Source organism: Leclercia sp. UBA1284, assembly GCF_002308415.1.
GTDB classification, from domain to species: Bacteria; Pseudomonadota; Gammaproteobacteria; order Enterobacterales; family Enterobacteriaceae; genus Enterobacter; species Enterobacter pneumoniae.
The window spans coordinates 423,146-449,848 of record NZ_DBUS01000007.1 but is presented as its reverse complement, the minus strand read 5'-3'; the positions used below and the strand labels follow the sequence as shown (position 1 = coordinate 449,848).

The 26,703-nt window shown below is 55.1% G+C and carries 21 protein-coding genes and 3 tRNA genes; 18 read left to right on the top strand and 6 right to left on the bottom strand.

Annotated features, from left to right (window positions below; translation table 11 throughout):
• The first annotated feature begins 57 nt into the window (after positions 1-57).
• Complete coding sequence (gene epmA / locus B3511_RS16885; RefSeq protein WP_040077514.1) at positions 58-1,035, top strand: elongation factor P--(R)-beta-lysine ligase; 978 nt, start codon at positions 58-60, stop codon at positions 1,033-1,035.
• A 38-nt stretch (positions 1,036-1,073) separates the two neighbouring features.
• Here the strand turns inward: epmA and mscM are convergent, their stop codons facing one another.
• From mscM to rsgA, 3 genes are all read right to left on the bottom strand, one after another.
• Positions 1,074-4,397, bottom strand: coding sequence for a miniconductance mechanosensitive channel MscM (mscM, locus tag B3511_RS16880; protein WP_046885479.1), 3,324 nt, complete (start codon positions 4,395-4,397; stop codon positions 1,074-1,076).
• A 16-nt stretch (positions 4,398-4,413) separates the two neighbouring features.
• A complete protein-coding gene (asd, locus tag B3511_RS16875; protein WP_286783883.1) occupies positions 4,414-5,382 on the bottom strand; it encodes an archaetidylserine decarboxylase in 969 nt (322 codons plus the stop codon).
• A 97-nt stretch (positions 5,383-5,479) separates the two neighbouring features.
• A complete protein-coding gene (gene rsgA, locus B3511_RS16870; protein WP_040077510.1) occupies positions 5,480-6,532 on the bottom strand; it encodes a small ribosomal subunit biogenesis GTPase RsgA in 1,053 nt (350 codons plus the stop codon).
• A 107-nt stretch (positions 6,533-6,639) separates the two neighbouring features.
• Here rsgA and orn point away from each other — a divergent pair, with 107 nt between their 5' ends.
• From orn to B3511_RS16850, 4 genes are all read left to right on the top strand, one after another.
• Positions 6,640-7,185 carry an oligoribonuclease gene (gene orn, locus B3511_RS16865; protein ID WP_040077508.1) on the top strand — a complete coding sequence of 182 codons (546 nt, stop codon included), beginning with the start codon at positions 6,640-6,642 and terminating at the stop codon, positions 7,183-7,185.
• Positions 7,186-7,390: 205 nt separating this feature from the next.
• Positions 7,391-7,466: transfer RNA gene (locus B3511_RS16860), tRNA-Gly, on the top strand.
• 32 nt (positions 7,467-7,498) lie between these two features.
• A tRNA-Gly gene (locus B3511_RS16855) sits at positions 7,499-7,574 on the top strand.
• Positions 7,575-7,606: 32 nt separating this feature from the next.
• Positions 7,607-7,682: transfer RNA gene (locus tag B3511_RS16850), tRNA-Gly, on the top strand.
• Between the two features lie 268 nt (positions 7,683-7,950).
• On the opposite strand, the gene queG is transcribed toward B3511_RS16850, so the two are convergent.
• The gene (queG, locus tag B3511_RS16845; protein ID WP_286783882.1) at positions 7,951-9,090 is read right to left on the bottom strand and encodes a tRNA epoxyqueuosine(34) reductase QueG; all 1,140 of its coding nucleotides are present in this window, start codon (positions 9,088-9,090) and stop codon (positions 7,951-7,953) included.
• Between queG and nnr the strand changes: the two genes are divergently transcribed.
• The 9 genes from nnr to hflC all read left to right on the top strand — a co-directional run bounded on the left by nnr (position 9,089) and on the right by hflC (position 19,291).
• A complete protein-coding gene (gene nnr / locus B3511_RS16840) occupies positions 9,089-10,615 on the top strand; it encodes a bifunctional ADP-dependent NAD(P)H-hydrate dehydratase/NAD(P)H-hydrate epimerase (protein WP_286783881.1) in 1,527 nt (508 codons plus the stop codon). The two genes, queG and nnr, sit on opposite strands and share 2 nt — an antisense overlap.
• Complete coding sequence (tsaE, locus tag B3511_RS16835; protein ID WP_207292856.1) at positions 10,608-11,069, top strand: tRNA (adenosine(37)-N6)-threonylcarbamoyltransferase complex ATPase subunit type 1 TsaE; 462 nt, start codon at positions 10,608-10,610, stop codon at positions 11,067-11,069. The genes nnr and tsaE overlap by 8 nt, the downstream gene beginning before the upstream one ends.
• Before the next feature lie 16 nt (positions 11,070-11,085).
• Positions 11,086-12,420 carry an N-acetylmuramoyl-L-alanine amidase AmiB gene (gene amiB / locus B3511_RS16830; protein WP_046886387.1) on the top strand — a complete coding sequence of 445 codons (1,335 nt, stop codon included), beginning with the start codon at positions 11,086-11,088 and terminating at the stop codon, positions 12,418-12,420.
• A gap of 9 nt (positions 12,421-12,429) precedes the next feature.
• Positions 12,430-14,277 (top strand): DNA mismatch repair endonuclease MutL, encoded by a 1,848-nt coding sequence (gene mutL / locus B3511_RS16825; protein WP_233803599.1) that lies wholly within the window; start codon positions 12,430-12,432, stop codon positions 14,275-14,277.
• Entirely contained in the window at positions 14,270-15,220 is a 951-nt protein-coding gene (miaA, locus tag B3511_RS16820) for a tRNA (adenosine(37)-N6)-dimethylallyltransferase MiaA (protein WP_040077501.1), read from the top strand. The genes mutL and miaA overlap by 8 nt, the downstream gene beginning before the upstream one ends.
• An 85-nt stretch (positions 15,221-15,305) precedes the next feature.
• The gene (gene hfq / locus B3511_RS16815; protein ID WP_032616179.1) at positions 15,306-15,614 is read left to right on the top strand and encodes an RNA chaperone Hfq; all 309 of its coding nucleotides are present in this window, start codon (positions 15,306-15,308) and stop codon (positions 15,612-15,614) included.
• Between the two features lie 77 nt (positions 15,615-15,691).
• Complete coding sequence (gene hflX / locus B3511_RS16810) at positions 15,692-16,972, top strand: ribosome rescue GTPase HflX (protein ID WP_207292860.1); 1,281 nt, start codon at positions 15,692-15,694, stop codon at positions 16,970-16,972.
• A gap of 64 nt (positions 16,973-17,036) precedes the next feature.
• Complete coding sequence (gene hflK / locus B3511_RS16805; RefSeq protein WP_046886389.1) at positions 17,037-18,290, top strand: FtsH protease activity modulator HflK; 1,254 nt, start codon at positions 17,037-17,039, stop codon at positions 18,288-18,290.
• 2 nt (positions 18,291-18,292) lie between these two features.
• Positions 18,293-19,291, top strand: a complete 999-nt coding sequence (hflC, locus tag B3511_RS16800; RefSeq protein WP_046886390.1) for a protease modulator HflC — start codon at positions 18,293-18,295, stop codon at positions 19,289-19,291.
• Positions 19,292-19,359: 68 nt separating this feature from the next.
• On the opposite strand, the gene B3511_RS16795 is transcribed toward hflC, so the two are convergent.
• Positions 19,360-19,668, bottom strand: coding sequence for a hypothetical protein (locus tag B3511_RS16795; protein WP_052452840.1), 309 nt, complete (start codon positions 19,666-19,668; stop codon positions 19,360-19,362).
• 347 nt (positions 19,669-20,015) lie between these two features.
• Here B3511_RS16795 and B3511_RS16790 point away from each other — a divergent pair, with 347 nt between their 5' ends.
• The 4 genes from B3511_RS16790 to rlmB all read left to right on the top strand — a co-directional run bounded on the left by B3511_RS16790 (position 20,016) and on the right by rlmB (position 25,199).
• Complete coding sequence (locus B3511_RS16790) at positions 20,016-21,314, top strand: adenylosuccinate synthase (protein WP_040077496.1); 1,299 nt, start codon at positions 20,016-20,018, stop codon at positions 21,312-21,314.
• A 183-nt stretch (positions 21,315-21,497) separates the two neighbouring features.
• Positions 21,498-21,923 (top strand): nitric oxide-sensing transcriptional repressor NsrR, encoded by a 426-nt coding sequence (gene nsrR / locus B3511_RS16785; RefSeq protein ID WP_040077495.1) that lies wholly within the window; start codon positions 21,498-21,500, stop codon positions 21,921-21,923.
• A 38-nt stretch (positions 21,924-21,961) separates the two neighbouring features.
• On the top strand, positions 21,962-24,403 hold the full coding sequence (rnr, locus tag B3511_RS16780; RefSeq protein WP_040077494.1) for a ribonuclease R: 2,442 nt from the start codon (positions 21,962-21,964) through the stop codon (positions 24,401-24,403).
• Between the two features lie 64 nt (positions 24,404-24,467).
• Complete coding sequence (gene rlmB / locus B3511_RS16775) at positions 24,468-25,199, top strand: 23S rRNA (guanosine(2251)-2'-O)-methyltransferase RlmB (RefSeq protein WP_023334255.1); 732 nt, start codon at positions 24,468-24,470, stop codon at positions 25,197-25,199.
• An 85-nt stretch (positions 25,200-25,284) separates the two neighbouring features.
• Here the strand turns inward: rlmB and B3511_RS16770 are convergent, their stop codons facing one another.
• Positions 25,285-26,574 (bottom strand): MFS transporter, encoded by a 1,290-nt coding sequence (locus B3511_RS16770; RefSeq protein ID WP_286783880.1) that lies wholly within the window; start codon positions 26,572-26,574, stop codon positions 25,285-25,287.
• Between the last annotated feature and the right edge of the window lie 129 nt (positions 26,575-26,703).

Below are 26,703 nucleotides of genomic sequence, written 5' to 3'. Positions count from 1 at the left end.
CTCCGCTCGGGGTAACGAGTAGACTTCGTCCCCTTGTCTGAAATCGGAGAAAATCTCATGAGCGAAACGGCCACCTGGCAGCCGAGCGCATCCATCCCAAACCTGTTAAAACGCGCAGCAATTATGGCGGAAATTCGCCGTTTCTTTGCCGATCGCGGTGTGCTGGAGGTGGAGACGCCCTGCATGAGTCAGGCGACGGTGACTGATATTCATCTGGTCCCGTTTGAAACCCGTTTTGTTGGACCTGGCCACTCTCAGGGGATGAACCTCTATCTGATGACCAGCCCGGAATACCACATGAAGCGCTTGCTGGCGGCGGGTTGTGGCCCGGTATTCCAGCTATGTCGTAGTTTCCGTAATGAAGAGATGGGACGTCATCACAACCCTGAGTTCACCATGCTGGAGTGGTACCGTCCGCATTACGATATGTATCGCCTGATGAACGAGGTGGACGATCTGCTGCAGCAGGTTCTGGAGTGTGCAGAAGCCGAAACGCTCTCTTATCAGCAAGCATTCCAGCGCTATCTGGAGATTGATCCTCTTTCAGCGGATAAAACCCAGCTACGTGAAGTGGCAGCCAAACTCGATCTGAGCAATGTGGCCGACACCGAAGAAGATCGCGATACCTTACTGCAGCTGCTGTTTGCCTTTGGCGTTGAGCCACAGATTGGTAAAGACCGCCCGACGTTCGTCTATCACTTCCCGGCAAGTCAGGCCTCGCTCGCGCAGATCAGCACCGAAGATCACCGCGTTGCGGAACGTTTTGAGGTCTATTACAAGGGCATTGAACTGGCGAATGGCTTCCACGAATTAACCGATGCTCGTGAACAGCAGCAACGTTTCGAGCAGGATAACCGCAAGCGCAATGCCCGCGGTCTTCCGCAGCAGCCTATTGATACTAACCTGCTGGACGCATTAACAGCCGGTCTTCCGGACTGTTCCGGCGTCGCGCTGGGCGTAGACCGTCTGGTGATGCTGGCGCTGGGCGCCGAGCAACTGGGCGACGTGATTGCCTTTACGGTTGATCGCGCGTAATTCTTTTTCACCCTCTCCCGCAGGAGAGGGTGAAGGCGTTACAAACTTCCCGCCGGACGGGAACGCGCCGCCGACGTCAAAGTTCTTCCCGTTTTACGCCCATCCAGACTTTCCAGACGCATCTGGAAAGGCGGGAACGGCATTTCCAGGCCATGCTCACGGAAGCCAGCGAGGATCAGCTGGTGGATCTCATGACGCAACGGCATACGATGTCCCATTTCAGCGGCATAAATGCGCAGCTCGAAGATCTGGATCCCCTGCTGAAGGTCAACAAGGAAGACTTCCGGTTCCGGTGTATTGATCACCAGCGAGCAGCGATCGGCCGCCGTATAGAGGATCTTCGTCACCTCTTCGCTGTCGGCATCGGAAGGGGCGGGCACGGTTAAGACCACACGCGTCACCGAATCCGACAGTGACCAGTTGATAAACTGCTCGGTGATGAACGCTTTATTCGGCACGATGATCTCTTTGCGATCCCAGTCGCTGATGGTGGTCGCGCGGGTATTGATCTTCGTAATACTGCCCGTCAAATCGCGGATCGTCACGGTATCGCCGATACGAATCGGTTTTTCGAACAGGATGATCAGGCCAGAAATGAAGTTGGCAAAAATCTCCTGCAAACCAAAGCCGAGCCCCACACCCAATGCGGCGACCAGCCACTGCAGTTTCGACCACTCAATACCAATCATCGAGAAACCGACCAGCCCACCCAGCAGCAGGATGAGGTATTTGGTGATGGTGGTAATGGCGTAGCCGGTGCCTGGCGTGAGATCCAGATGCTGCAGCAGGGCGAGTTCCAGCAGGGCAGGGAAGTTCCGTACCAGCTGGGTGGTGATAATCAGCACCAGAATTGCGATCAGAACGGCGCCAAGCGTGATGGGTTCAAGGCTCTCAACGCCCTGGACGGTTGAGGTGGCATCCCACAGCGAGATGTTCTCAAGGAAGCCAAACGCCGAGTGAATTTCAGACCACAACACAATCACTGACAGCAGGGCAATCAGCATCAGAATGGAACGCACCAGACGCAAAGACTGGGTACTGATGGCATCCAGGTCCAGCTCAACCTCATCAATCTCCGCGGTGCCTTCAGTGCTGGTGGTGTGCTGCGGTTCGTCCTCACCACGGGCGCGCTGAGCAAGAATTTCCGCGCGGCGATGTTTAGCCCGATCGAAAGCCAGACGCCGCCGCTGAATCAGCATCCAGCGACGGATAATGTGATACACCACCAGCAGCAAGAACCAGATGGCGACCGAGGTCTCAAGACGCGCCAGCAGGGCCTGTGCGGTAGCCAGATAGCCTACGGCAGAGGCCAGAATGGCAACCAGCGGAGCGCTGAGCAGCATATTCCAGAGCAGACGGTTAAACATATTGTCGCCGCTGCCGGTTTTATCGACATAGAGCGGGATCCCCGCACGCTTCAGGCTCAGGGTAACTATCGCCAGCGCGCCACAGATCAAAATAAAGCACAGGCGACCAAGCGAGCCAGAGAACTCTCGGTCGCTCAGGTTATCGAACATGATCAGCGCCATGATGAGCGGCACAATCAGCCCGATGCTCATCAGGTAGTAACGCATCGCTCGTGTGACGCGGTGACGCGGCCAGGCGAAGTGGGTAATAAAAAGCCCATTGGGTCTGGCGAAAGTGGCGCAGATCATAACAACCCATAGCAGCGGTACCGTGGCTGTTACCCCATCGCCGATCGCTACGGCCAGCGGATAAGGCCAGGCTTCACGCAGGCCGTAACCCAGCGTCATCCACAGCACCGGCAAGGGTGACGCCACCAGGATAGACCAAAACACGGTACGCAGAGTGAGCCAGAAATGGTCTTGCGTCACTTTTCCGACTTTAGCGCTAGAACGTTCCAGGAAGCGAGTAAAGTGGCGGCGGGAGTAGATACTGCATCCGACCAGAATCAGCGCCCCCAGCAGCGGGAATATGGTCTCCTTGCTGGTCAGCATCATGATGCTGGCTTTGCCGAGCTGATTGACAGTATCCAGCGAGATGAGGCGCCGTAAATCCTGCACAATTTCAATCGGCCAGGAGATGGTCATCGGGCGTACGTCAGACGTCCAGAACAGATAGCGGTGGGTCGCCTCGTTCACCTCTTTTAGCGCATCTTCGAGCTGGCTGTTAGACACCTTCAGCTTGGTCAGCTCCAGAATCAGGGTATCACCACCCTGCAAAAGCGAGTTCAGCAGTTCGCGCTGAGTACGCAACTGGGCTTCCAGAATGCGGTTTTGCTCGGCTGTCAGCGGCGCGCCGTCGGCCTGGCGGATCTGACGTAGCTGCGGCTGTTTGTTGAGTTGATCCTCATAGCGCAAACGCTGCACTCGCAACTGCGCCAGCTCGGTATCAAGCTGCTGTGGTTTCGGCATCTCAGGCAGACGTGCCACCTGGGCACGCAGGGCTTCGCCAAGCAGATTCGACGATCCCAGCCACTGAGACTGTTCGCGCAGGGTATTTAGCGCCTGGCGTACCTGTAAGGTTTGATTGGTGGCCTGACGCTGCTGCGATGCGACCAGATCCATCCGCTGGGCCTGCTGGTTAAGGGCAGCCGACAGCTCACGGTTGACTTTGAACTGGGCGATCAGGTCCGGTGGCAAGTTGGCGCTGTTTTCAGCCAGCAGTTCTGTGCTCTCCAGCGCGCGTTCTGCTTCGCGCTGGCGCTGGCTATTTAACTGATTACGTAGGGCCTGTAAGTAGCCATCAAGCTGTTGGCTCTGCTTCTGCGCAAGCTCAGAGCGCATGCGCGCCAGTTCCTGTCGGTTATTCGCAGACAGCTGTGCCAGCTCAAGTTCATCCACCAGCGCTTTGAGTTTGGCGGACTCGGCCTGAATGGCGATATTTTGCGCCTGACTCTGGGCTGTGTTGCCGGCTTGTGTTCCTACGCGACGCTCAACGTCATTAAGCTGTCGGCGGGCGTCGGTTTGCTGTTGCGGCAGTTGGTTCAGGGAGTCGCCAATTTCACGGGCGCGCTCTTGCTCTTGCTGCGCCTGACGGCTTTTTTCCAGCAGTTGGCTACTGACCTGCAGGATCTCCTGATTGAGGGCGTCGGTGGTCATTCCCACTGGCACCTCACGCGGTTCATCGCGCAGATTATTCAGCTGAGAGCGTAACGTCTGAGAGAGTTTGGGGAAGTTATCGATAACCTGCTGATATTGCTGAGCGCGCTCGAGGGAACCTTTACGCTCCTCGAGGGCGTTCAGTGCGGTCTGGAGTGCCTCAACGGCTTCAGGCTGCGCGGGTTTAGCCGCTTTCGCCTGCTCCAGCTCCTGGGTTATCTGTTTGGCATCAGGGGCCGTCGCAGCGTACGCCCCCGTACTGAGGCACCAGGCCATCAGAAAAATGATAATCGGGCGCACGTCAGCGGTCCTTTAATTAGCTTTCAGCTTTCTTATGGTCAACAAGCGGGCTGGCGTCAAGTTCAGCGGCAATCTCTTCCTCAGCAAGCGGGGCAGGTTCCGCGTCCGGCGTAACGAAGGTCTCGGTAGAGAGGGCTAACGGTTGGCCAATCTTCGTTACGGAGAGGCTCTGCAACGACTCGACCAGATCCACCTTGCCCGGTGCGAACAGGTTGATAACGGTCGAGCCGAGCTTGAAGCGACCCATCTCCTGGCCTTTCAGCAGAGCGACGGAACCTTCGCTTTCACCTTCAGGCCATGTCCAGCGCTTGATCACGCCTTCACGCGGTGGCGTGATGGTGCCAGCCCAGACGGTTTCAATGCTGCCCACAATGGTCGCACCGACTAAAATCTGCGCCATGGGGCCAAATTCAGTATCAAACAGGCAAATGACGCGCTCGTTACGGGCGAACAAATTCGGTACGTTCTGCGCGGTCAGGTGGTTAACGGAAAAGAGGTCGCCCGGTACGTAGATCATTTCGCGCAGAATACCGTTACAAGGCATATGCACACGGTGGTAGTCGCGCGGTGACAGGTAAGTGGTCACGAAAGAGCCATTGCGGAACTTGTCAGCCATCAGGTAGTTACCTGCCAGCAGCGCTTCCATGCTGTAGTTATGGCCTTTCGCCTGCAAAATCTTATCTTCTTCGATTTTACCCAACTGGCTGATGACCCCATCGGCAGGCATGACCAGGACATTTGGGTCGGTATTCAGTGGGCGAACTTCGTCGCGCAGCGGGCGAACAAAGAAGTCGTTAAAGGTGCGGTAGCTGGCTGTATCCGGCTTCTGCGCCTCTTTCATGTCGACCTTGTAATATTTTACGAACAGGTCGATTACCAGCTTTGTCAGCCAGCCCGCTCGTTTGCTCGCGCCCCAGCCCGCCAGGCGAGTGAGCCACAGTTTTGGCAGAATGTATTGAAGCGAAAGTTTAAATGAGTTTAACAAGGTAGCCTCCAGGCCATTGTTTTGTCGTTCCTGATCCGGCTGTTAACAGCCGGAACCTGAAAATGGGGGACGATTTTAGCGACGCTAAGCTTAGTTGTCAGTCATCAGATTCAGAAAAGCTTTTACGCGTTTTTACCTGAGACATGCTTTCGAGAATGCGGTGATAGTTTTCGAAACGGGTCTCCGCAATGTCACCGTTTTCGACCGCTTCGCGAATTGCGCAGCCAGGGTCGTTATCATGCTTGCAGTCGCGGTATTTACAAGCGCCTAAATAGTCATGGAATTCGACAAATCCGTTAAAGATTTGTTCCGGTTCGAGGTGCCATAAACCGAATTCGCGCACGCCAGGCGAGTCAATCACGTCGCCGCCGTGAGGGAAGTGATACAGGCGTGAGGCAGTAGTGGTATGTTGGCCAAGTCCGGAGACATCAGAGACATCATTGGTCAGGATCTCTTTCTGCAGCCCCAGTAAGTTATTTAGCAGGCTCGATTTACCCACGCCTGATTGCCCGGCAAAGATACTGATGCGGTCAGTCAACGCTTCTTCCAGCGGTAACAGTCCATCTTTTTTATGGCTGGAGACCATCAGTACCCGATAGCCAATCTTGCGGTAAATATCCATTTGTTCGTTCACGAACGCCATGCCTTCGTCGTCGAGCAGATCGATTTTATTCAGTACGATCAACGGCTCAACTTGCAAGGTTTCGCAGGCCACCAGATACCGGTCGATGATATTCAACGACAGCTCAGGCAATATGGCCGAAACGATGACGATCTGATTGATATTGGCAGCGATCGGCTTAACGCCGTCGTAGAAATCAGGGCGCGTCAGCACCGACGTGCGCTCATGTACCGCCTCTACGATGCCTTTTACCAGCACCCCTTCCGCTGCCACTTTGCCTGGACGCCAGACGACGCGATCGCCGGTAACCAGCGAACGGATGGTGCGACGAATATTGCAGCGGTGCACGCTGCCGTCTTCAGATTCCACATCGGCGTGCATACCAAAGCGGCTAATAACCGTGCCTTCAGCCGTATCGCCAAACAGGTTGTCATCGTAGTCGGCTTTCTCCGCAGTGGTTTTAAGACGACGCTGGTGATTGGCTTTCACCCGGCGCTGCTGCCCCTTGGAGAGTTTATTTTTACTCAATCGTGCTGGCTCCTGGTCGCCCGTAACGGGCAAAACCTCTATGATACACACTAATCAATACTAGTTAACCTGCCGCGGCGGGTTATGCGAGAAGGGTGGAAAATAACATGAGCGCGGATGAAAATAACCTGATTTGGATCGATCTTGAGATGACCGGGCTGGATCCCGAGCGCGATCGCATCATTGAGATTGCGACCCTGGTCACCGATGCGAACCTCAATATCCTGGCGGAAGGGCCGACCATTGCGGTTCATCAAAGCGACGAACAGCTCGCGCTAATGGATGACTGGAACGTACGCACCCATACCGGCAGTGGGCTAGTGGATCGTGTCAAAGCCAGTAACCAGGGCGATCGCGAAGCGGAACTGGCCACTATTGAATTTCTGAAACAGTGGGTACCTGCGGGTAAATCGCCTATCTGTGGCAATAGCATCGGGCAGGATCGCCGTTTTCTTTTTAAATATATGCCGGAACTGGAATCGTACTTCCATTACCGCTATCTGGACGTAAGCACCTTGAAAGAGCTGGCGCGTCGCTGGAAACCTGAAATCCTGGATGGCTTCAAGAAGCAGGGCACGCACCAGGCAATGGACGATATTCGTGAGTCAGTGGCGGAGCTGGCATACTATCGCGAACACTTTATTCAGCTCTGATTCAGGGCGTTGCCGGGTAGTGCTTGTGCCTTACCCGGCCGTCAGAAAGGCTGCATGGTGTAAAAACGCGCAAAGCGATGAATATTCCATCACTTGAACTGAATTTCTAAAAAAACGCTTTGAGGGGGGTTGCAGCTAAAAGGATTTCTCGTATAATGCGCCTCCCGTAACGACAGGATTTATTCGTTACGACAGCAACAGATTTGCGGGAATAGCTCAGTTGGTAGAGCACGACCTTGCCAAGGTCGGGGTCGCGAGTTCGAGTCTCGTTTCCCGCTCCAAAATTTGTTCGCTACGCAGTAAGACCACCCAAGCGGGAATAGCTCAGTTGGTAGAGCACGACCTTGCCAAGGTCGGGGTCGCGAGTTCGAGTCTCGTTTCCCGCTCCAAAATTTGTTCGCTACACAGTAAGACCACCCAAGCGGGAATAGCTCAGTTGGTAGAGCACGACCTTGCCAAGGTCGGGGTCGCGAGTTCGAGTCTCGTTTCCCGCTCCAAATTTTCTCTCCTCTTAGATATCCACAGCGAGAACCCTCGCCGCGGGTGATTTGTATTGTTTCTGAAAAACTTTCCTCAACAGACTTATCCACAGGTTTGTCCGATTTGCGTCAATATGTAAAAACTTCGCCTGGTGAATAGTATCTTTATAACTCACTGAAATTTCGCAATAAAATTTCATTTCAAAATGTTATGGCGATCTCTTGACCTGTAAGCTACCCATGATGATTCCTCGGTTTTTAATTTTATTCACAGGGTGTGAATATATCACGCATCCCGCGGTAACCCCTTTTCGATCACCCTTACAAGGCGTTGTTTTTGCGGTAGCTGCACTTCGATAACGCACGCATTCCGCTTCTCAATCTGCTGCGCAATCGCCCATTCGATGTGTTCATCGAGAAGTGGGTGCTCACCTCTACGACTTTCCAGCGCCTGAATATTCGCCTCGCTCCACGGCGCATTGCCCAGCGCCACTGCGACATTTCGCAGCCAGCGTAAATGGCCGATGCGGCGAATAGCCGAACCTTCCGTCACCTTTAAGAACCAGGCTTCGCTCCAGGCAAACAGTTCGACAAGCGGTGGGGCATGTAGCGCCTTACGCGGGCTGAAATCATCTTCATCCGTTAACTGTGAATAGCGGTTCCAGGGGCAGATCAGCTGGCAATCATCGCAGCCGTAAATACGGTTGCCGATAAGCGGTCGGAACGCTTCAGGGATGGCCCCTTCCAGTTCGATGGTGAGATAAGAGATACAGCGGCGGGCATCCACCGTGTAGGGCTCAACAATCGCTCCCGTAGGGCAGATGGTCATGCAGGCCACACAGCGACCGCAGCCCTCTTCAACCGGGCTATCCACCGGGAGAGGGAGATCGATCAGTAACTCGCCTAAAAAAAAGAACGAACCGGCATCACGGCTCAGGATAAGTGAGTGCTTACCAGTCCAGCCGAGACCGGCTTTTTCCGCAAGCGGGCGCTCAAGAATAGGCGCAGAGTCGACAAAGGGTCTAAAATTCAGCGAATCGCAATGCTGCTGAATGATCTCGCCCAGTTTTTTTAGTCGGTTACGCAGAAGCTTATGATAATCACGCCCCAGGGCATAACGGCTCACGTAACCTAATGTCGGATCTTTCAGCGTGCGGGCAAATGCCGCATTAGCGGGAAGGTAGTTCATGCGTACGCTAATGACGCGCAGGGTACCCGGTAAGAGTTCATGCGGACGGGCACGCATCATGCCGTGTCGCGCCATCCACTCCATTTCGCCGTGGTATTGTTTATCCAGCCATGCCTGCAGTTTTGGCTCGCTGGCAGAGAGATCGGTATCCGTGATGCCGACTTTCTGAAAGCCAAGCTCGGCGCCCCACTGTTTAATATTTAGCGCTAACTGATTGAGATCGAGGGGCTGTGACATGACGGACCATACTGTGAAGAAAAACCCCGCAAGTATACCACATTCCATCTGGCCTGCGGATGACCTCCGTCGCGCCGAAAAAGAGGCTGCTGATAGCCTTGGCATTACCCTTTATGAGCTGATGCAGCGCGCGGGCGAGGCGGCGTTTACCGTGGCGCGTGAAGCCTGGCCGGATGCAGCACACTGGCTCATCCTTTGCGGGCACGGCAACAACGGCGGCGATGGCTACGTGGTGGCCCGGCTGGCGCTTGCCGCCGGGTTTAGCGTCACGTTGCTGGCATTAGAGAGCGACAACCCTTTACCAGAAGAAGCCCAGGCGGCAAGGGACGCCTGGCTTAACGCGGGCGGTGTCATTCATGCTCCCGACGTATGCTGGCCAGAAGAGGTCGATCTGATCATTGATGGGCTGCTTGGTACCGGGCTTCGCAGCGCGCCGCGCGACCCGGTTGCCGCGCTGATTGACCATGCTAATGTGCATCCCGCGCCCGTGATGGCGCTCGATATTCCCTCGGGATTACTGGCTCAGACGGGGGCCACACCTGGTGCGGTTATTCAGGCTGCCCGGACGGTGACCTTTATCGCGCTAAAACCCGGTCTGTTGACGGGCAAAGCGCGGGACGTAGTCGGCAAGCTTCACCATAACGCCCTCGGGCTAGACGCGTGGCTGGCAGGGCAGGAGACGGCAATGACCCGCTTTGAGGCCAGTCAGTTATCAGACTGGCTGGCACCGCGTCGGGCGACTTCGCAAAAAGGGGACCACGGTAAGCTGGTGATTATCGGTGGCGATCACGGTACGGCGGGGGCGATACGGATGACGGGTGAGGCTGCCCTGCGTGCAGGTGCAGGTCTGGTACGCGTGCTGACGCGCGCAGAGAACATCGCGCCTATTATCACTGCCCGGCCAGAGCTGATGCTGCATGAACTGACCGCGCACTCACTGGAAGAGAGCCTCGCCTGGGCGGATGTCGTGGTGATAGGACCCGGACTCGGCCAGCAAGCATGGGGCAAACAGGCGCTGCAGAAAGTTGAAAACGTCCGGAAACCGATGCTCTGGGATGCCGACGCGCTGAACCTTCTGGCAATCAATCCGGATAAACGTCACAATCGCATCCTGACGCCACACCCTGGCGAGGCCGCGCGGCTGCTAAATTGCAGCATCGCAGAAATTGAAAGCGATCGCTTACTTTCTGCGCAACGTCTGGTACAACGTTACGGTGGTGTTGTCGTTTTAAAAGGGGCGGGAACCGTTGTAGCCTGTGAATCAGGCACGCTGGGCATTGTTGATGCCGGCAATGCGGGCATGGCGAGCGGCGGTATGGGTGATGTACTCTCCGGTATTATCGGCGCGTTGCTCGGACAAAAACTTCCCCTTTACGATGCCGCCTGCGCGGGTTGTGTAGCCCATGGCGCAGCAGCCGACAAACTTGCCGTTCACTACGGCACGCGCGGTATGCTGGCCACCGATCTTTTTGACACGCTGCGGCGTGTTGTAAACCCGAATGTGATTGATGTAGAAAATGACTAATCGAGTGATTCCATTACCTGACGAGCAGGCCACTTTAGCACTGGGTAAACGTCTGGCAGAGGCTTGCCAGGGCGCAACGGTGATTTATCTGTATGGCGATCTGGGCGCGGGGAAAACGACCTTTAGCCGCGGTTTTTTACAGGCGCTAGGCCACAAGGGTAACGTAAAAAGTCCCACTTACACCCTGGTTGAGCCCTACACGCTTGAAAATTTAATGGTTTACCATTTCGATCTGTACCGTCTTGCGGATCCCGAGGAGCTGGAATTTATGGGGATCCGCGACTATTTTGCCAACGACGCCATTTGCCTGGTGGAGTGGCCGCAACAAGGTGCGGGTGTCTTACCTGACCCGGATGTCGAAATCCACTTAGATTACCAGGCGCAAGGGCGTGAGGCTCGCATCAGCGCAGTCTCCTCATCAGGCAGTTCCCTACTGGCGCGTTTAGCCGGTTAAGCGAAGGGATGACGGGATGTTTAATCGCGTTAAAAATTGGTTATTAGCAGCAACGGTATTGCTTTGTGCACAAGCCGGAGCGGCCACACTTTCGGATATTCAGGTGTCGAATGGCGATAGCCAGGCGCGGATTACCTTCAGTTTTATGGGCGATCCTGAATATGCTTTTTCACAGCCTGATAGCCGCAGCGTGGCGCTGGATATCAAACAGACGGGCGTGATTCAGGGGCTGCCGCTGCAATTCAGTGGTAACAATCTGGTGAAAACCATCCGTTCGGGAACACCGAAGGATGCCCAGTCGCTGAGGCTGGTGGTCGATCTTACAGAAAAGGGTAAAACCCAGGCGGTGAAGCAGCAGAACGGTGCGAACTACACCGTGGTCTTCACCATCAAAGCCGATACGCCGCCACCACCACCACCACCGGTTGTCGCGAAACGTGTGGAGACCCCCGCTTACACGCCACGGCCCGCAGAGCCTGCCCGTAACCCATTCAAATCGGGCAGCGATCGTATCACCACCGTGACCAGCAGTAATACCGCGACCCGGCCTGCGTCCAGTGCGCGTCGTGCCGTCACGGGCGATAAAGTGATTATTGCTATCGATGCCGGCCACGGTGGGCAGGATCCAGGGGCGATAGGCCCTGGCGGTACGCGTGAGAAAAACGTCACTATCGCTATTGCCCGTAAGCTGCGTACGCTGCTGAACAATGACCCGATGTTTAAAGGCGTGCTCACCCGTGACGGCGACTATTTCATCTCTGTGATGGGGCGCTCTGACGTGGCGCGTAAACAGAATGCGAACTTCCTGGTCTCTATTCATGCTGATGCCGCGCCAAACCGGAGTGCGACGGGGGCTTCGGTCTGGGTGTTGTCCAACCGTCGCGCCAACAGCGAAATGGCGAACTGGCTGGAAGAACATGAGAAACAGTCCGAGCTGTTAGGCGGGGCGGGCGATGTGCTGGCAAACAGCCAGTCCGATCCTTACCTTAGCCAGGCGGTTCTCGATTTACAGTTCGGCCATTCTCAGCGCGTCGGGTATGATGTTGCCACTAACGTACTGAGCCAGTTAGACGGTATCGGATCCCTGCACAAGCGTCGCCCTGAGCATGCGAGTCTGGGCGTACTGCGCTCGCCAGATATCCCTTCCATTCTTGTAGAGACCGGGTTTATCAGTAACAACGGCGAAGAGCGTCTGTTAGGCAGCGACAGTTATCAGCAACAAATTGCCGAGGCGATTTATAACGGGCTGCGCAAGTATTTCGATGCCCATCCACTCCAGTCTGCGCCGCAGGGTGGTGTCGGACAGACCGCCAGTGCCGAACTACCGGGCGGGATAACCGCCACTAACTAAGGAGCATTCATGCCGATTCAGGTTCTGCCGCCGCAGCTTGCGAACCAAATCGCCGCCGGCGAGGTGGTAGAGCGCCCGGCATCGGTCGTGAAAGAGCTGGTTGAAAACAGCCTTGATGCGGGGGCCACCCGCATTGATATCGATATTGAACGCGGTGGGGCCAAGCTGATCCGCATTCGCGATAACGGCTGTGGCATCAAAAAAGAGGAGCTGGCGCTTGCGCTGGCGCGTCACGCCACCAGTAAAATTGCCTCGCTTGATGATCTTGAAGCCATAATCAGCCTCGGTTTTCGTGGTGAAGCCCTGGCCAGTATCAGCTCCGTCTCCCGCTTAACGCTGACCTCACGTACGGCTGAGCAGCAAGAAGCCTGGCAAGCCTATGCGGAAGGACGCGACCAGGACGTGACGGTAAAGCCTGCGGCTCACCCGGTGGGTACCACGCTGGAAGTATTAGATCTCTTTTACAACACGCCGGCGCGTCGCAAGTTTATGCGCACTGAAAAAACCGAATTCAGCCATATCGATGAGGTCATTCGCCGCATCGCGCTGGCGCGTTTCGACGTGACTCTCAACCTAAGCCATAACGGTAAAGTGATGCGGCAATACCGCGCTGTCGCACAAGGCGGACAGAAAGAGCGCCGTCTTGGTGCCATCTGCGGTACGCCATTCCTTGAACAGGCTCTGGCTATCGAATGGCAGCACGGGGATCTAACCCTGCGCGGCTGGGTGGCCGATCCTAAAGTAAGCAGCGCCGCGTTTGCCGAAATTCAGTACTGTTACGTCAATGGCCGTATGATGCGCGACCGGCTGATCAACCACGCCATCCGTCAGGCCTGCGAAGACAAGCTGGGCGCCGATCAACAGCCCGCTTTTGTACTCTATCTGGAGATCGACCCACATCAGGTAGACGTCAACGTTCATCCCGCCAAACATGAAGTGCGTTTTCATCAATCCCGGCTGGTGCATGATTTTATCTATCAGGGCGTATTGAGCGTGCTGCAACAACAGGCCGAGCCTGCATTACCGTTGGCAGACGAGCCCGTTGCACCCCGTGCGATACCTGAAAACCGGGCCGCTGCAGGACGTAACCAATTCGCCGAGCCGGTGGTGGCCAAAGCGCCACCTGCGCCGGGGTATGCGGCCAGCGACAAAGCGTCGCGCGCGACGGGAGCAAACTACCCGCATGCGCATACGGGATACCAGAAACAGCAGGGAGCCAATTATCGCAAGCTGTTGGAAACCCCACCGGTTGAAAGACGTAGCGCCGATGTCGCGCCGACGGCCGACACGCTGGAAGGACATAGCCAGAGTTTTGGCCGCGTGTTGACGATAGTCGCCCCGGATATCGCTCTTCTGGAGCGCGACGGTAAGCTGGCGTTGCTGGCACTGCCGGTGGCGGAGCGCTGGCTGAAACAGACGCAGTTAACCCCTGGCGAACATCGCGCCTGTGCGCAACCGCTATTAATCCCGGTTCGTTTAAAGATAACCCCGGAAGAAACCCGGGTATTACAGCGTTTCCAGCCCCTGTTGGCAGAAATGGGCATAGAAACGGCAGTAGAGGCCCAGCATGTGACCCTTCGCGCGGTGCCTTTACCCTTACGCCAACAAAATTTACAAAACTTGATTCCTGAACTGATAGGCTACCTGGCGCAGCAAACGACCTTTGATGCAGCCAATACGGCACAGTGGATCGCACGCCATCTGGCCAGCGATCATCCTGTGTGGAGTATGGCGCAGGCCATCACCGTGCTGGCGGAGGTAGAACGCCTCTGCCCGCATCTGGTGAAAGCGCCGCCGGGCGGTTTATTACAACCTGTTGATTTACAATCGGCGAAGAACGCCCTGAAAGATGAGTGATGTAAGTAAGACTGGCCTGCCTAAGGCGATTTTTTTGATGGGGCCTACGGCCTCGGGCAAGACGGCGTTAGCCATTGAGCTACGTAAAGTTTTGCCAGTAGAGTTGATCAGCGTGGATTCCGCCCTCATCTACAAAGGGATGGATATCGGCACGGCAAAGCCCAGCGCCGAGGAGCTGCGCGCGGCTCCACACCGTTTATTAGATATTCTTGACCCGGCCCTGGCGTACTCGGCGGCAGATTTCCGCCGCGATGCGCTGGCAGAGATGGCCAGGATCACCGAGGCGGGGCGCATTCCGCTTCTGGTGGGCGGAACTATGCTCTATTTCAAGGCGTTACTTGAAGGGTTATCGCCATTGCCGTCGGCAGACCCGGCGGTAAGAGCAAAGATTGAGCAGCAGGCAGCAGAGCAGGGATGGGGCGCGTTGCACCAACAACTGGAACAGATCGATCCGGTTGCTGCGGCACGTATTCATCCAAATGATCCGCAAAGGCTTTCCCGGGCACTGGAAGTTTTTTTCATTTCGGGTAAAACTTTAACGGAACTGACGCAAACGTCAGGAGAGGCTCTGCCGTATCAGGTGCATCAGTTCGCCATCGCCCCGGCGAGCCGTGAACTGCTCCATCAGCGAATTGAGCAGCGTTTTCATCAGATGTTAGCTTCAGGTTTTGAAGCAGAAGTGCGGGCGCTTTTTGCCCGTGGAGATTTGCATACGGACATGCCTTCCATTCGTTGTGTCGGTTATCGCCAGATGTGGTCATACATTGAAGGCGAAATATCTCATGATGAAATGGTTTATCGAGGTGTTTGCGCCACGAGACAGTTAGCGAAGCGCCAGATCACCTGGTTGCGCGGTTGGGAAGGTGTTCATTGGTTAGACAGTGAAAAACCGCAACAAGCGTTCAACGAAGTATTACAGGTTGTTGGTGCTATCACGGACTGAATGTGTACAATTGAGACGTATCGTGCGCAATTTTTCAGAGTCGCAAGATTCTAAGTACAAAACAAGCATATAAGGAAAAGATAGAATGGCTAAGGGGCAATCTTTACAAGACCCGTTCCTGAACGCACTGCGTCGTGAACGTGTTCCAGTTTCTATTTATTTGGTGAATGGTATTAAGCTGCAAGGTCAGATTGAGTCTTTCGATCAGTTCGTGATCCTGTTGAAAAACACGGTCAGCCAGATGGTCTATAAGCACGCGATTTCTACTGTTGTTCCGTCTCGTCCGGTATCTCATCACAGCAATAACGCAGGCGGCGGTTCCAGTAACTACCATCATGGCAGCAACGCGCAGGGTTCTTCAGCGCCTGCGCAGGACAGTGAAGAGACCGAATAAGGTTTCTGGCTGTTTTTTCCACGTCGGGGAGCCAGGTTTTCTGTGTTCCCCGCTGATCTTTTTTAAGGGGTTTACGCTTGTTTGACCGTTATGATGCCGGTGAGCAGGCGGTGCTGGTACACATCTATTTTTCGCAAGACAAAGATATGGAAGACCTCCAGGAGTTTGAATCTCTGGTCTCTTCCGCCGGTGTCGAAGCAATGCAGGTGATTACCGGTAGCCGTAAAGCGCCGCACCCAAAGTATTTTGTTGGTGAAGGTAAAGCAGTTGAGATTGCGGATGCCGTAAAAGCGACTGGTGCTTCAGTCGTGCTATTTGATCACGCCCTGACCCCAGCCCAGGAACGTAACCTGGAGCGCCTGTGCGAATGCCGTGTTATCGACCGTACGGGTTTGATTTTAGACATCTTTGCCCAACGTGCACGTACCCATGAAGGGAAATTGCAGGTTGAGCTGGCGCAGTTGCGCCACCTGGCCACGCGTCTGGTGCGCGGCTGGACACACCTTGAAAGACAGAAAGGCGGGATCGGTTTGCGTGGCCCGGGTGAAACCCAGCTCGAAACCGACCGTCGCTTACTGCGTGGCCGTATAACCCAGATCCTCTCACGGCTGGAAAGAGTCGAGAAGCAGCGTGAGCAGGGGCGACGTTCCCGAATGAAAGCCGATATCCCAACGGTTTCGCTTGTCGGTTATACCAACGCCGGTAAATCCACCCTGTTTAACCAGATCACCGAGGCCCAGGTTTACGCCGCAGACCAACTTTTTGCGACCCTGGACCCAACGCTGCGCCGCATTAACGTGGCGGATGTGGGGGAAACCGTACTGGCGGATACCGTAGGGTTTATCCGTCATTTGCCACACGACCTGGTGGCGGCGTTTAAAGCCACCCTGCAGGAGACGCGTCAGGCGACCCTGCTACTGCACATAATTGATGGCGCGGATGTCCGCGTGCAGGAAAACATTGATGCAGTTAATACCGTGCTTGAAGAGATAGACGCGCATGAGATCCCATCGCTGCTGGTGATGAATAAGATCGACATGCTGGATGACTTCGAGCCCCGTATTGACCGTGATGAAGAGAATAAGCCGATTCGGGTCTGGCTTTCAGCCCAGACCGGTGTTGGTGTGCCACTGCTTTTCCAGGCTTTAACAGAACGTCTCTCCGGTGAGGTAGCTCAGCATACGCTGCGCCTCCCGCCACAGGAAGGCCGACTGCGCAGCCGTTTTTATCAGCTTCAGGCGATAGAAAAAGAGTGGATGGAGGATGACGGCAGCGTGGGGATGCAGGTGCGTATGCCGATCGTTGACTGGCGTCGCCTCTGCAAACAAGAACCTGCGCTGGTGGACTACGTCGTCTGACCAGAAAAGGTTTACACAAGGCCTGAAAAAATTCGCCCTTGCATAACAAATATGGAGCATATACATGGCGTGGAATCAGCCCGGTAATAACGGACAAGACCGCGACCCGTGGGGAAGCAGCAATAATCAAGGCGGCAACTCTGGGGGAAATGGCAACAAAGGTGGTCGCGAGCAGGGGCCGCCGGATCTGGATGATATCTTCCGCAAGCTGAGCAAAAAGCTCGGTGGTCTTGGCGGCGGTAAAGGCACTGGCGGCGGTACTGGTCAGGGGCCGCGTCCTCATATGGGTGGCCGTGTGGTCGGGATTGTTGCCGCCGCTGCGGTAATCATCTGGGCAGCCAGCGGGTTCTACACCATTAAAGAAGCGGAGCGTGGCGTGGTTACCCGTTTTGGTAAGTTCAGCCATCTGGTTGAGCCGGGCCTGAACTGGAAACCCACCTTTATTGATAACGTCACTGCGGTGAACGTTGAATCGGTGCGTGAGCTGGCAGCCTCTGGCGTGATGCTGACGTCTGACGAAAACGTGGTGCGCGTTGAGATGAACGTGCAGTACCGCGTGACCGATCCGAAGAACTACCTGTTTAGCGTCACCAGCCCCGACGACAGTCTGCGTCAGGCGACCGACAGCGCTCTGCGTGGTGTTATCGGTAAATACACCATGGACCGCATTCTGACCGAAGGTCGTACCGTTATTCGTAGCGATACCCAGCGTGAGCTGGAAGAGACCATCCGTCCTTACAACATGGGTATCACCCTGCTGGACGTCAACTTCCAGGCTGCGCGTCCGCCGGAAGAGGTGAAAGCGGCGTTTGACGATGCGATTGCCGCTCGTGAAAACGAACAGCAGTACATCCGTGAAGCTGAAGCGTACACCAACGAAGTTCAGCCGCGTGCTAACGGCCAGGCACAGCGTATTCTGGAAGAGGCCCGCGCGTACAAGACCCAGACCATCCTTGAAGCTCAGGGTGAAGTGGCTCGTTTCGCGAAGATTCTGCCGGAGTATAAAGCTGCGCCGGAAATTACCCGTGAGCGTCTCTATATTGAGACCATGGAGAAAGTGCTGAGCCATACCCGCAAAGTGCTGGTTAATGATAACAAAGGTGGCAACCTCATGGTTCTGCCGCTGGACCAGATGCTGAAGGGCGGTAACGCGCCTGCGGCGAAAGATAGCAATAGCGGTGCAAACAGCATGCTACGTCTGCCTCCGTCTTCATCAGGCAATTCCAGTGCGAATACAACCTCTACGAACGAGGGTGACATCATGGACCAACGCCGCGCTAACGCGCAGCGTAACGACTACCAGCGTCAGGGGGAATAACGATGCGTAAGTCAGTTATTGCGATCATTGTCATCGTGCTGGTCGTGCTTTATACCTCTATCTTCGTCGTGAAAGAGGGCGAGCGTGGGATCAAGTTCCAGTTCAGCAGCGTTGTGCGCGACGGCGACAAAAAGCCGCTGATCTATGAGCCAGGTCTGCACTTCAAGGTGCCTTTCATTCAGTCCGTTAAGACGCTTGATGCGCGTATCCAGACCATGGATAACCAGGCCGATCGCTTCGTGACGAAAGAGAAAAAAGACCTGATCGTTGATTCCTATATCAAATGGCGTATCAGCGACTTCAGTCGTTACTTCCTGGCCACCGGTGGCGGCGACGTCTCCCAGGCGGAAGTGCTGCTGAAACGTAAGTTCTCTGACCGTCTGCGTTCTGAGATTGGTCGTCTGGATGTGAAAGACATCGTGACCGACTCCCGTGGTCGTTTGACCTCGGAAGTGCGCGATGCGCTGAACTCCGGCTCTGCAGGCACCGAAGATGAAGTAGAAACCCCGGCGGCGGATGACGCGATTGCCAAAGCCGCTGAGCGCGTTCAGGCTGAAACCAACGGCAATGTGCCGGTGATCAACCCGAACAGTATGGCTGCGCTGGGTATCGAGGTGGTGGATGTGCGTATTAAGCAGATCAACCTGCCGACCGAAGTCTCTGAGGCCATCTATAACCGTATGCGTGCTGAGCGTGAAGCGGTCGCCCGTCGTCACCGTTCACAGGGTCAGGAAGAGGCTGAAAAGCTGCGCGCAGCCGCAGACTATGAAGTCACCAAAACCCTGGCTGAAGCAGAACGTCAGGGCCGTATTCAGCGCGGTGAAGGCGATGCCGAAGCGGCGAAGCTGTTTGCGGATGCGTTTAGTCAGGATCCAGACTTCTACGCCTTTATCCGTAGCCTGCGTGCTTACGAAAACAGCTTTAAGAGCAACCAGGACGTTATGGTTCTGAGCCCGGATAGCGATTTCTTCCGGTATATGAAATCACCGGCTGCAAACTAACAGGTTCAGCAGCTGATGAAATAAAAATGGCGCCTCATTGAGGCGCCATTTTTGCTTAAGGTTGAATCTTAAGCGGTAGTGCTAACGTTAGCTCTGAAGAGCTTTGTGAAGAAAGAACCTGTTTTAGGCAGTGCTGACAACGAAGTTTCGATAAAACCGCCAATGGTTGAACCCAGAGACGTTCCCACTTCTGTACCCAGATCCGGCGCAAAAATACCCAGATTGACTCTACCGATCAGCGGCAGATCAACGTTGAGCATATCGCTGGCCGTTGACCACAATGCGGTGCCAAATTGCCCGCCCAGCGTTGCCAGACCATCTTGCAGCCAGCCTGCGCCGCTAACGAGTTCGAGCTCCATTACGGTTAATTCTTTCATGATAATCATCCTAATTATGTTGTTATTACGCGACCCTCCGGTTGCGCATGAGGGATGGTGACAACTTTTAAAATATCCAGCAATACGATGAGATTATGAATTTTATTTCACATCTTGAATCACATATTCCGGCGGTCACAGATGAAATAGCCGTACAGAGATGCAGGACAATACGATGCGCCTGAGTCTAACTAGTGATCAAAGCCAGCTGATTACACAACATATTGAGGTAATCGTTTAACTCTCTGCAAATCGGCCCATATCGCCGAAATTTGTATACAAAAAAAGCTGAACATCAACAAAACCGATGGTAGAATCCATTTTTAAGCAAACGGTGATTTTGAAAAATGGGTAACAACGTCGTCGTACTGGGCACCCAATGGGGTGACGAAGGTAAAGGGAAGATCGTTGATCTCCTGACTGAACGCGCTAAATATGTTGTACGCTACCAGGGCGGTCACAACGCAGGTCATACTCTCGTAATCAACGGTGAAAAAACCGTCCTCCATCTTATTCCATCAGGCATTCTTCGTGACAATGTGACCAGCATCATCGGTAACGGTGTTGTGCTGTCTCCTGCTGCCCTGATGAAAGAGATGAAAGGCCTGGAAGACCGTGGTATCCCGGTGCGTGAGCGCCTTCTCCTCTCTGAAGCATGTCCGCTGATCCTCGACTATCATGTCGCGCTGGATGTGGCACGTGAGAAAGCACGTGGTGCGAAAGCGATTGGTACTACTGGTCGTGGTATCGGCCCAGCCTACGAAGACAAAGTAGCCCGTCGCGGTCTGCGCGTTGGCGATCTGTTCGACAAAGCCACCTTCGCTGAAAAGCTGAAAGAGGTGATGGAATATCACAACTTCCAGCTGGTGAATTTCTATAAAGCTGACGCCGTTGACTACCAGAAAGTGCTCGACGACGTGATGGCGATTGCCGACATCCTGACCGGTATGGTTGTTGATGTCTCCGATCTGCTGGATCAGGCGCGTAAACGTGGCGACTTCGTGATGTTCGAAGGCGCACAGGGTACGCTGCTGGATATCGACCACGGTACCTATCCGTACGTCACCTCCTCTAACACCACCGCAGGTGGCGTGGCGACCGGTTCTGGCCTGGGTCCGCGTTATGTGGATTACGTTCTGGGGATCATCAAAGCTTACTCCACTCGCGTGGGTGCAGGTCCGTTCCCGACCGAGCTGTTTGATGAAACCGGCGAGTTCCTTTGCAAGCAGGGTAACGAGTTTGGCGCGACCACTGGTCGTCGTCGTCGTACCGGCTGGCTGGACGCTGTTGCAGTGCGTCGTGCAGTACAGATCAACTCCCTTTCTGGCTTCTGCCTGACCAAACTGGACGTCCTGGACGGCCTGAAAGAGGTTAAAATCTGTGTGGGCTACCGCATGCCAGATGGCCGCGAAGTGACCACCACGCCGCTGGCGGCAGATGACTGGGAAGGCATTGAGCCAATTTACGAAACCATGCCGGGCTGGTCCGAAACCACCTTCGGCGTGAAAGAGCGTAGCGGCCTGCCACAAGCAGCGCTGGACTACATCAAGCGTATTGAAGAACTGACCGAAGTGCCGATCGATATTATCTCTACCGGCCCGGATCGTAGTGAAACGATGATTCTGCGCGATCCGTTCGACGCATAAGACGCGTTTCTGCAAGCCTGTTGGGTAACCTGCAGGCTTGCAACCCCGGTTTTTGTCCTCTCTTTCCCGCTTTTCACCCCGCTTCAGTTTAAATAAATTAGCCGCTTACCATCTGGCTGGTTTATCATCAATAGTGAATATCTCTGCGGTTATACCGCGTTTTGCCCTTTTCCTGAGGTTGATGTGCAGTTAACAAGTTTCACCGATTACGGATTACGTGCGCTGATCTATATGGCGTCATTACCCGAAGGACAGATGACCAGTATCTCTGAGGTGACAGAGGTCTACGGCGTGTCCCGTAATCATATGGTCAAAATAATCAATCAACTTAGCCGTGCCGGATACGTTGCTGCCGTCCGCGGGAAAAATGGCGGGATCCGCCTCGGCAAACCGGCACAGAGTATTCGTGTTGGGGATGTGGTACGAGAGCTGGAGCCCTTGTCGCTGGTGAACTGCAGCAGCGCGTTCTGCCATATCACACCCGCTTGTCGCCTGAAACAGGCGCTTTCTACGGCCGTGCAAAGTTTTCTCAAGGAACTGGATAACTACACGCTGGCCGATTTGGTTGAAGAGAATCAACCGCTTTATAAATTATTGCTGGTGGAATGAAGAGAATATCCACCGGAGATGACAACGGAGGAACCGAAATGTCACAAGATCCTTTCCAGGAACGCGAAGCCGAAAAATACGCGAATCCTATCCCCAGCCGCGAGTTCATCATTGAACACTTAACTAAACGCGAAAAACCCGCCAATCGTGAAGAACTTGCCGTTGAACTCAATATTGAAGGTGAAGAGCAAATAGAGGCTCTTCGCCGCCGCCTGCGCGCCATGGAGCGTGACGGGCAACTGGTCTTTACGCGGCGCCAGTGCTACGCACTGCCTGAACGTCTCGATCTGCTGAAAGGGGTGGTGATTGGCCACCGCGACGGCTTCGGGTTCTTGCGCGTTGAAGGCCGCAAAGATGATCTCTATCTCTCATCTGAACAGATGAAGATGTGTATTCATGGCGATCAAATCCTGGCGCAACCGCTGGGTGCAGACCGTAAAGGCCGCCGGGAAGCGCGCGTAGTGCGCGTGCTGGTACCAAAAACCAGTCAGATCGTAGGCCGTTACTTTACCGATGCGGGCGTGGGCTTTGTCGTACCCGATGACAGCCGCCTGAGCTTTGACATTCTGATCCCGCCGGAAGAGGTGATGGGCGCGCGCATGGGCTTTGTGGTGGTGGTTGAACTTACCCAGCGTCCAACCCGCCGTACCAAAGCGGTAGGTAAAATTGTTGAAGTGCTGGGCGATAACATGGGTACCGGCATGGCCGTTGATATGGCGCTGCGCACCCATGAGATCCCTTACGTCTGGCCAACCGCCGTTGAAGAGCAGATCAAAGACCTGAAAGAACAGGTGCCAGAAGAGGCCAAGGCTGGACGCGTCGATCTGCGCGACCTGCCGCTGGTCACTATCGATGGTGAAGATGCCCGCGACTTCGATGATGCCGTCTACTGTGAGAAAAAACGGGGTGGCGGCTGGCGTTTATGGGTCGCTATCGCGGACGTAAGCTACTACGTCCGGCCGAATACGCCACTGGATAACGAAGCGCGTGGCCGCGGTACGTCGGTCTATTTCCCGTCGCAAGTGGTGCCGATGCTGCCGGAAGTCCTCTCAAACGGTCTCTGCTCGCTGAACCCGCAGGTTGACCGGCTGTGCATGGTCTGTGAGATGACCATCTCCACGAAGGGGCGCCTGACAGGCTACAAATTCTACGAAGCGGTGATGAGCTCGCACGCACGTCTGACCTACACCAAGGTCTGGCATATGCTGCAGGGCGACCAGGAGCTGCGCCAGCAGTACGCGCCGCTGGTGAAGCATATTGAAGAGCTTCATAACCTCTATAAAACCCTGGATCAGGCTCGTGAAGAGCGCGGCGGTATCTCATTTGAAAGTGAAGAAGCTAAATTCATCTTCAATGCCGAGCGCCGTATCGAGCGTATTGAGCAGACTCAGCGTAACGATGCGCACAAACTGATTGAAGAGTGCATGATCCTCGCTAACATCTCGGCTGCACGTTTTGTTGAGAAAGCGAAAGAGCCTGCGCTGTTCCGAATTCATGATAAGCCAACGACGGAAGCGATCACCTCTTTCCGTACCGTGCTGGCAGAGCTGGGCCTTGAACTGCCGGGCGGCAATAAACCAGAGCCGCGCGATTATGCGGAACTGCTTGAATCCATCAGCGATCGTCCGGATGCCGAGATGCTGCAAACCATGCTGCTGCGCTCGATGAAACAGGCGATCTACGACCCAGAAAACCGGGGACACTTCGGCCTGGCGCTGCAGTCATATGCGCACTTCACCTCGCCGATTCGCCGTTATCCGGATCTTTCGCTACACCGTGCCATTAAGTATCTGCTGGCGCAGGAGCAGGGTCACAAAGGCAAAACCACTGAAACCGGTGGCTATCACTATTCCCTGGAAGAGATGCTGCAGCTTGGTCAGCACTGTTCTATGACGGAGCGCCGTGCCGATGAAGCGACCCGTGAGGTCTCTGACTGGCTGAAATGTGATTTCATGCTGGATCAGGTGGGCAACGTCTTTAAAGGGGTAATTGCCAGCGTGACTGGCTTTGGCTTCTTTGTCCGACTGGATGAGCTGTTCATTGACGGCCTGGTGCATGTCTCCAGTCTGGACAATGACTACTACCGTTTCGATCAGGTAGGCCAGCGTTTGATTGGCGAATCCGGCGGCCAGACCTATCGCCTTGGCGATCGCGTTGAAGTGAAAGTTGAAGCCGTTAATATGGACGAGCGTAAAATCGACTTCAGCTTGATCTCCAGCGAACGTGCGCCACGCAATGTGGGTAAAACCGAGCGTGAGAAGGCGAAAAAAGGCGGAAATGGTAAGGCAGGCGGTAAACGCCGTCAGGCCGGTAAGCGTGTGAATTTCGAGCCTGATAGTGCCTTCCGTGGTGAGAAAAAACAGAAGCCAAAAGCGGCAAAGAAAGAGGCGCGCTCAGAGAAGAAGCCTTCCGCGAAGACGCAGAAAATAGCTGCTGCGACCAAAGCGAAGCGTGCAGCGAAGAAAAAGCAGGCGGAGTAATATTCCCCTCATCCTGACCCTCTCCCTCTGCGGAGAGGGGAAATGTACATTACGAGAACCATCAATGAGTGAAATGATTTACGGCATCCACGCGGTGCAAGCCCTGCTGGAGCGCGCACCGGAGCGTTTTCAGGAAGTTTTTATTCTGAAAGGACGTGAAGATAAACGTCTGATGCCGCTGATTCATGCCCTGGAAGCACAGGGCGTGGTGATCCAGCTGGCGAACCGTCAGTTCCTGGATGAGAAAAGCGAGGGTGCGGTGCATCAGGGCATTATCGCCCGCGTGAAACCGGGTCGGCAGTATCAGGAGAACGATCTGCCGGATCTGATCGCCGAGCTGGATAATCCGTTCTTCCTGATCCTCGATGGCGTAACCGATCCCCATAACCTGGGCGCTTGCCTGCGTAGTGCCGATGCGGCGGGCGTGCATGCGGTGATCGTCCCCAAAGATCGTTCAGCACAGTTGAACGCCACGGCCAAAAAAGTAGCCTGTGGCGCGGCTGAGAATGTGCCGCTGATCCGCGTAACCAACCTCGCACGCACCATGCGCCTGCTGCAGGAAGAGAACATCTGGATCGTGGGCACTGCCGGTGAAGCCGATCATACGCTCTATCAGAGCAAAATGACGGGCCGTCTGGCACTGGTGATGGGTGCAGAAGGGGAAGGCATGCGCCGTTTAACGCGCGAGCATTGCGATGAGCTGATCAGCATTCCGATGGCAGGCAGCGTGTCGTCACTGAACGTCTCCGTTGCGACGGGCATCTGCCTGTTTGAAGCGGTACGTCAGCGCGGGTAATAAACAGCAAGGCCGTCCAGGGCACGGCCTTGCGTGTTTTCTTCCTCTCCCTGTAAGGGCGGGAGGGCATCAGACAGTGATCACCTCACTCCTCCAATGACCGCAAGTGGTCATCCTTCCTGAGCGTCATGAGAGCCGCGATACTCACCACCGCCGTTGCCATCACGTAGTAAGCCGGAATATCCAGGTTCCCCGTCTCTTTAATCAGCCCGGTAATGATCAACCCGGCGCAGCCCGAAAAAATCGCATTCGACAGCGAGTAGGCCAGGCCCAGCCCCGTATAACGAACGCGGGTCGGGAACATCTCAGAGAGCATGGCCGGCCCCGGTCCTGCCAGCATGCCCACCAGGCCGCCCGCAATCAGCACCACGAGAGCTTTCACCACCAGCGTGCTGGACTCCGCCTGCAAAATCTTCAGTAGTGGCAGGGCGAGAAGCAGTAACAGCACGGTGGCAACCACCATTACCGTCCGGCGGCCAACCCGGTCGCTCAGCATCCCAGCCGGGATAATGGTCAGGGCAAAGCCAATATTCGAAATCACCGCAATCAACAGCGCCTGGTTAAAGCCCGTATGCAGAGCGGACTGCAGATAAGCGGGCATAATCACCAGATAGGTATATCCCGCCGCCGACCAGACCATCACACGACCAATCCCCATGACAATGGCTTTTAGCGTGGCGCCGGTTTCAGCCTGCTGAACCTCCGCCTGCGCCTGCTGCTTCACAAAGCTTGGCGTCTCTTCCATGCTGACCCGCAGCCATAACGCGACGGCACCCAGCGGCAGGGCGATAAAGAACGGGATCCGCCAGCCCCAGTCGTACAACGCCTCGGGCGTAAGTAGCGCCGACAGCAGCGCCACAATACCGGCCCCCGCCAGCAGACCCAGCGCAACGGTAAACGACTGCCAGGCACCGTACAGCCCACGCTTGCCACGAGGGGCAAACTCGGTCATCAGCGACACCGCGCCGCCATATTCGCCACCCGCAAACAGCCCTTGCAGAATGCGCAGCCCGGTAATGATCAGCGGTGCGGCAATGCCGATACTGGCATACACCGGCACCAGGCCGATGACCGCCGTCGCCAGGGTCATCATAATTAAAACGATGATCAGCGTAGGTTTACGTCCGATACGATCGCCAAGGCGTCCAAAAACCACCGCGCCCAGCGGGCGGAAGAAAAAGGCGATGGCGAAAGAGGCATAGGTAAGGATTAGGCTCGTCAGCCCGCTTTCCCCCTCCAGTTGAAAGAAGTTTTTCGCGATGACCGTCGCCAGGAAACCATAGACCGCGAATTCGTACCATTCGATAAAATTGCCAATAGAACCGGCAATCAATGCACGTTTATGTGCGTCCGGCGTATGTTGTGAAGCGTGCATAATCACTCTCTTCTGGAAGGTGGGAATAAATTATTCTATATAAATCGCGGATTGAAATAGTTTATTCGTACGTTATGTGAGCTGATTCACGAATGATTTCAACGATCTCCTTGCCTTGTGACCCTCCTC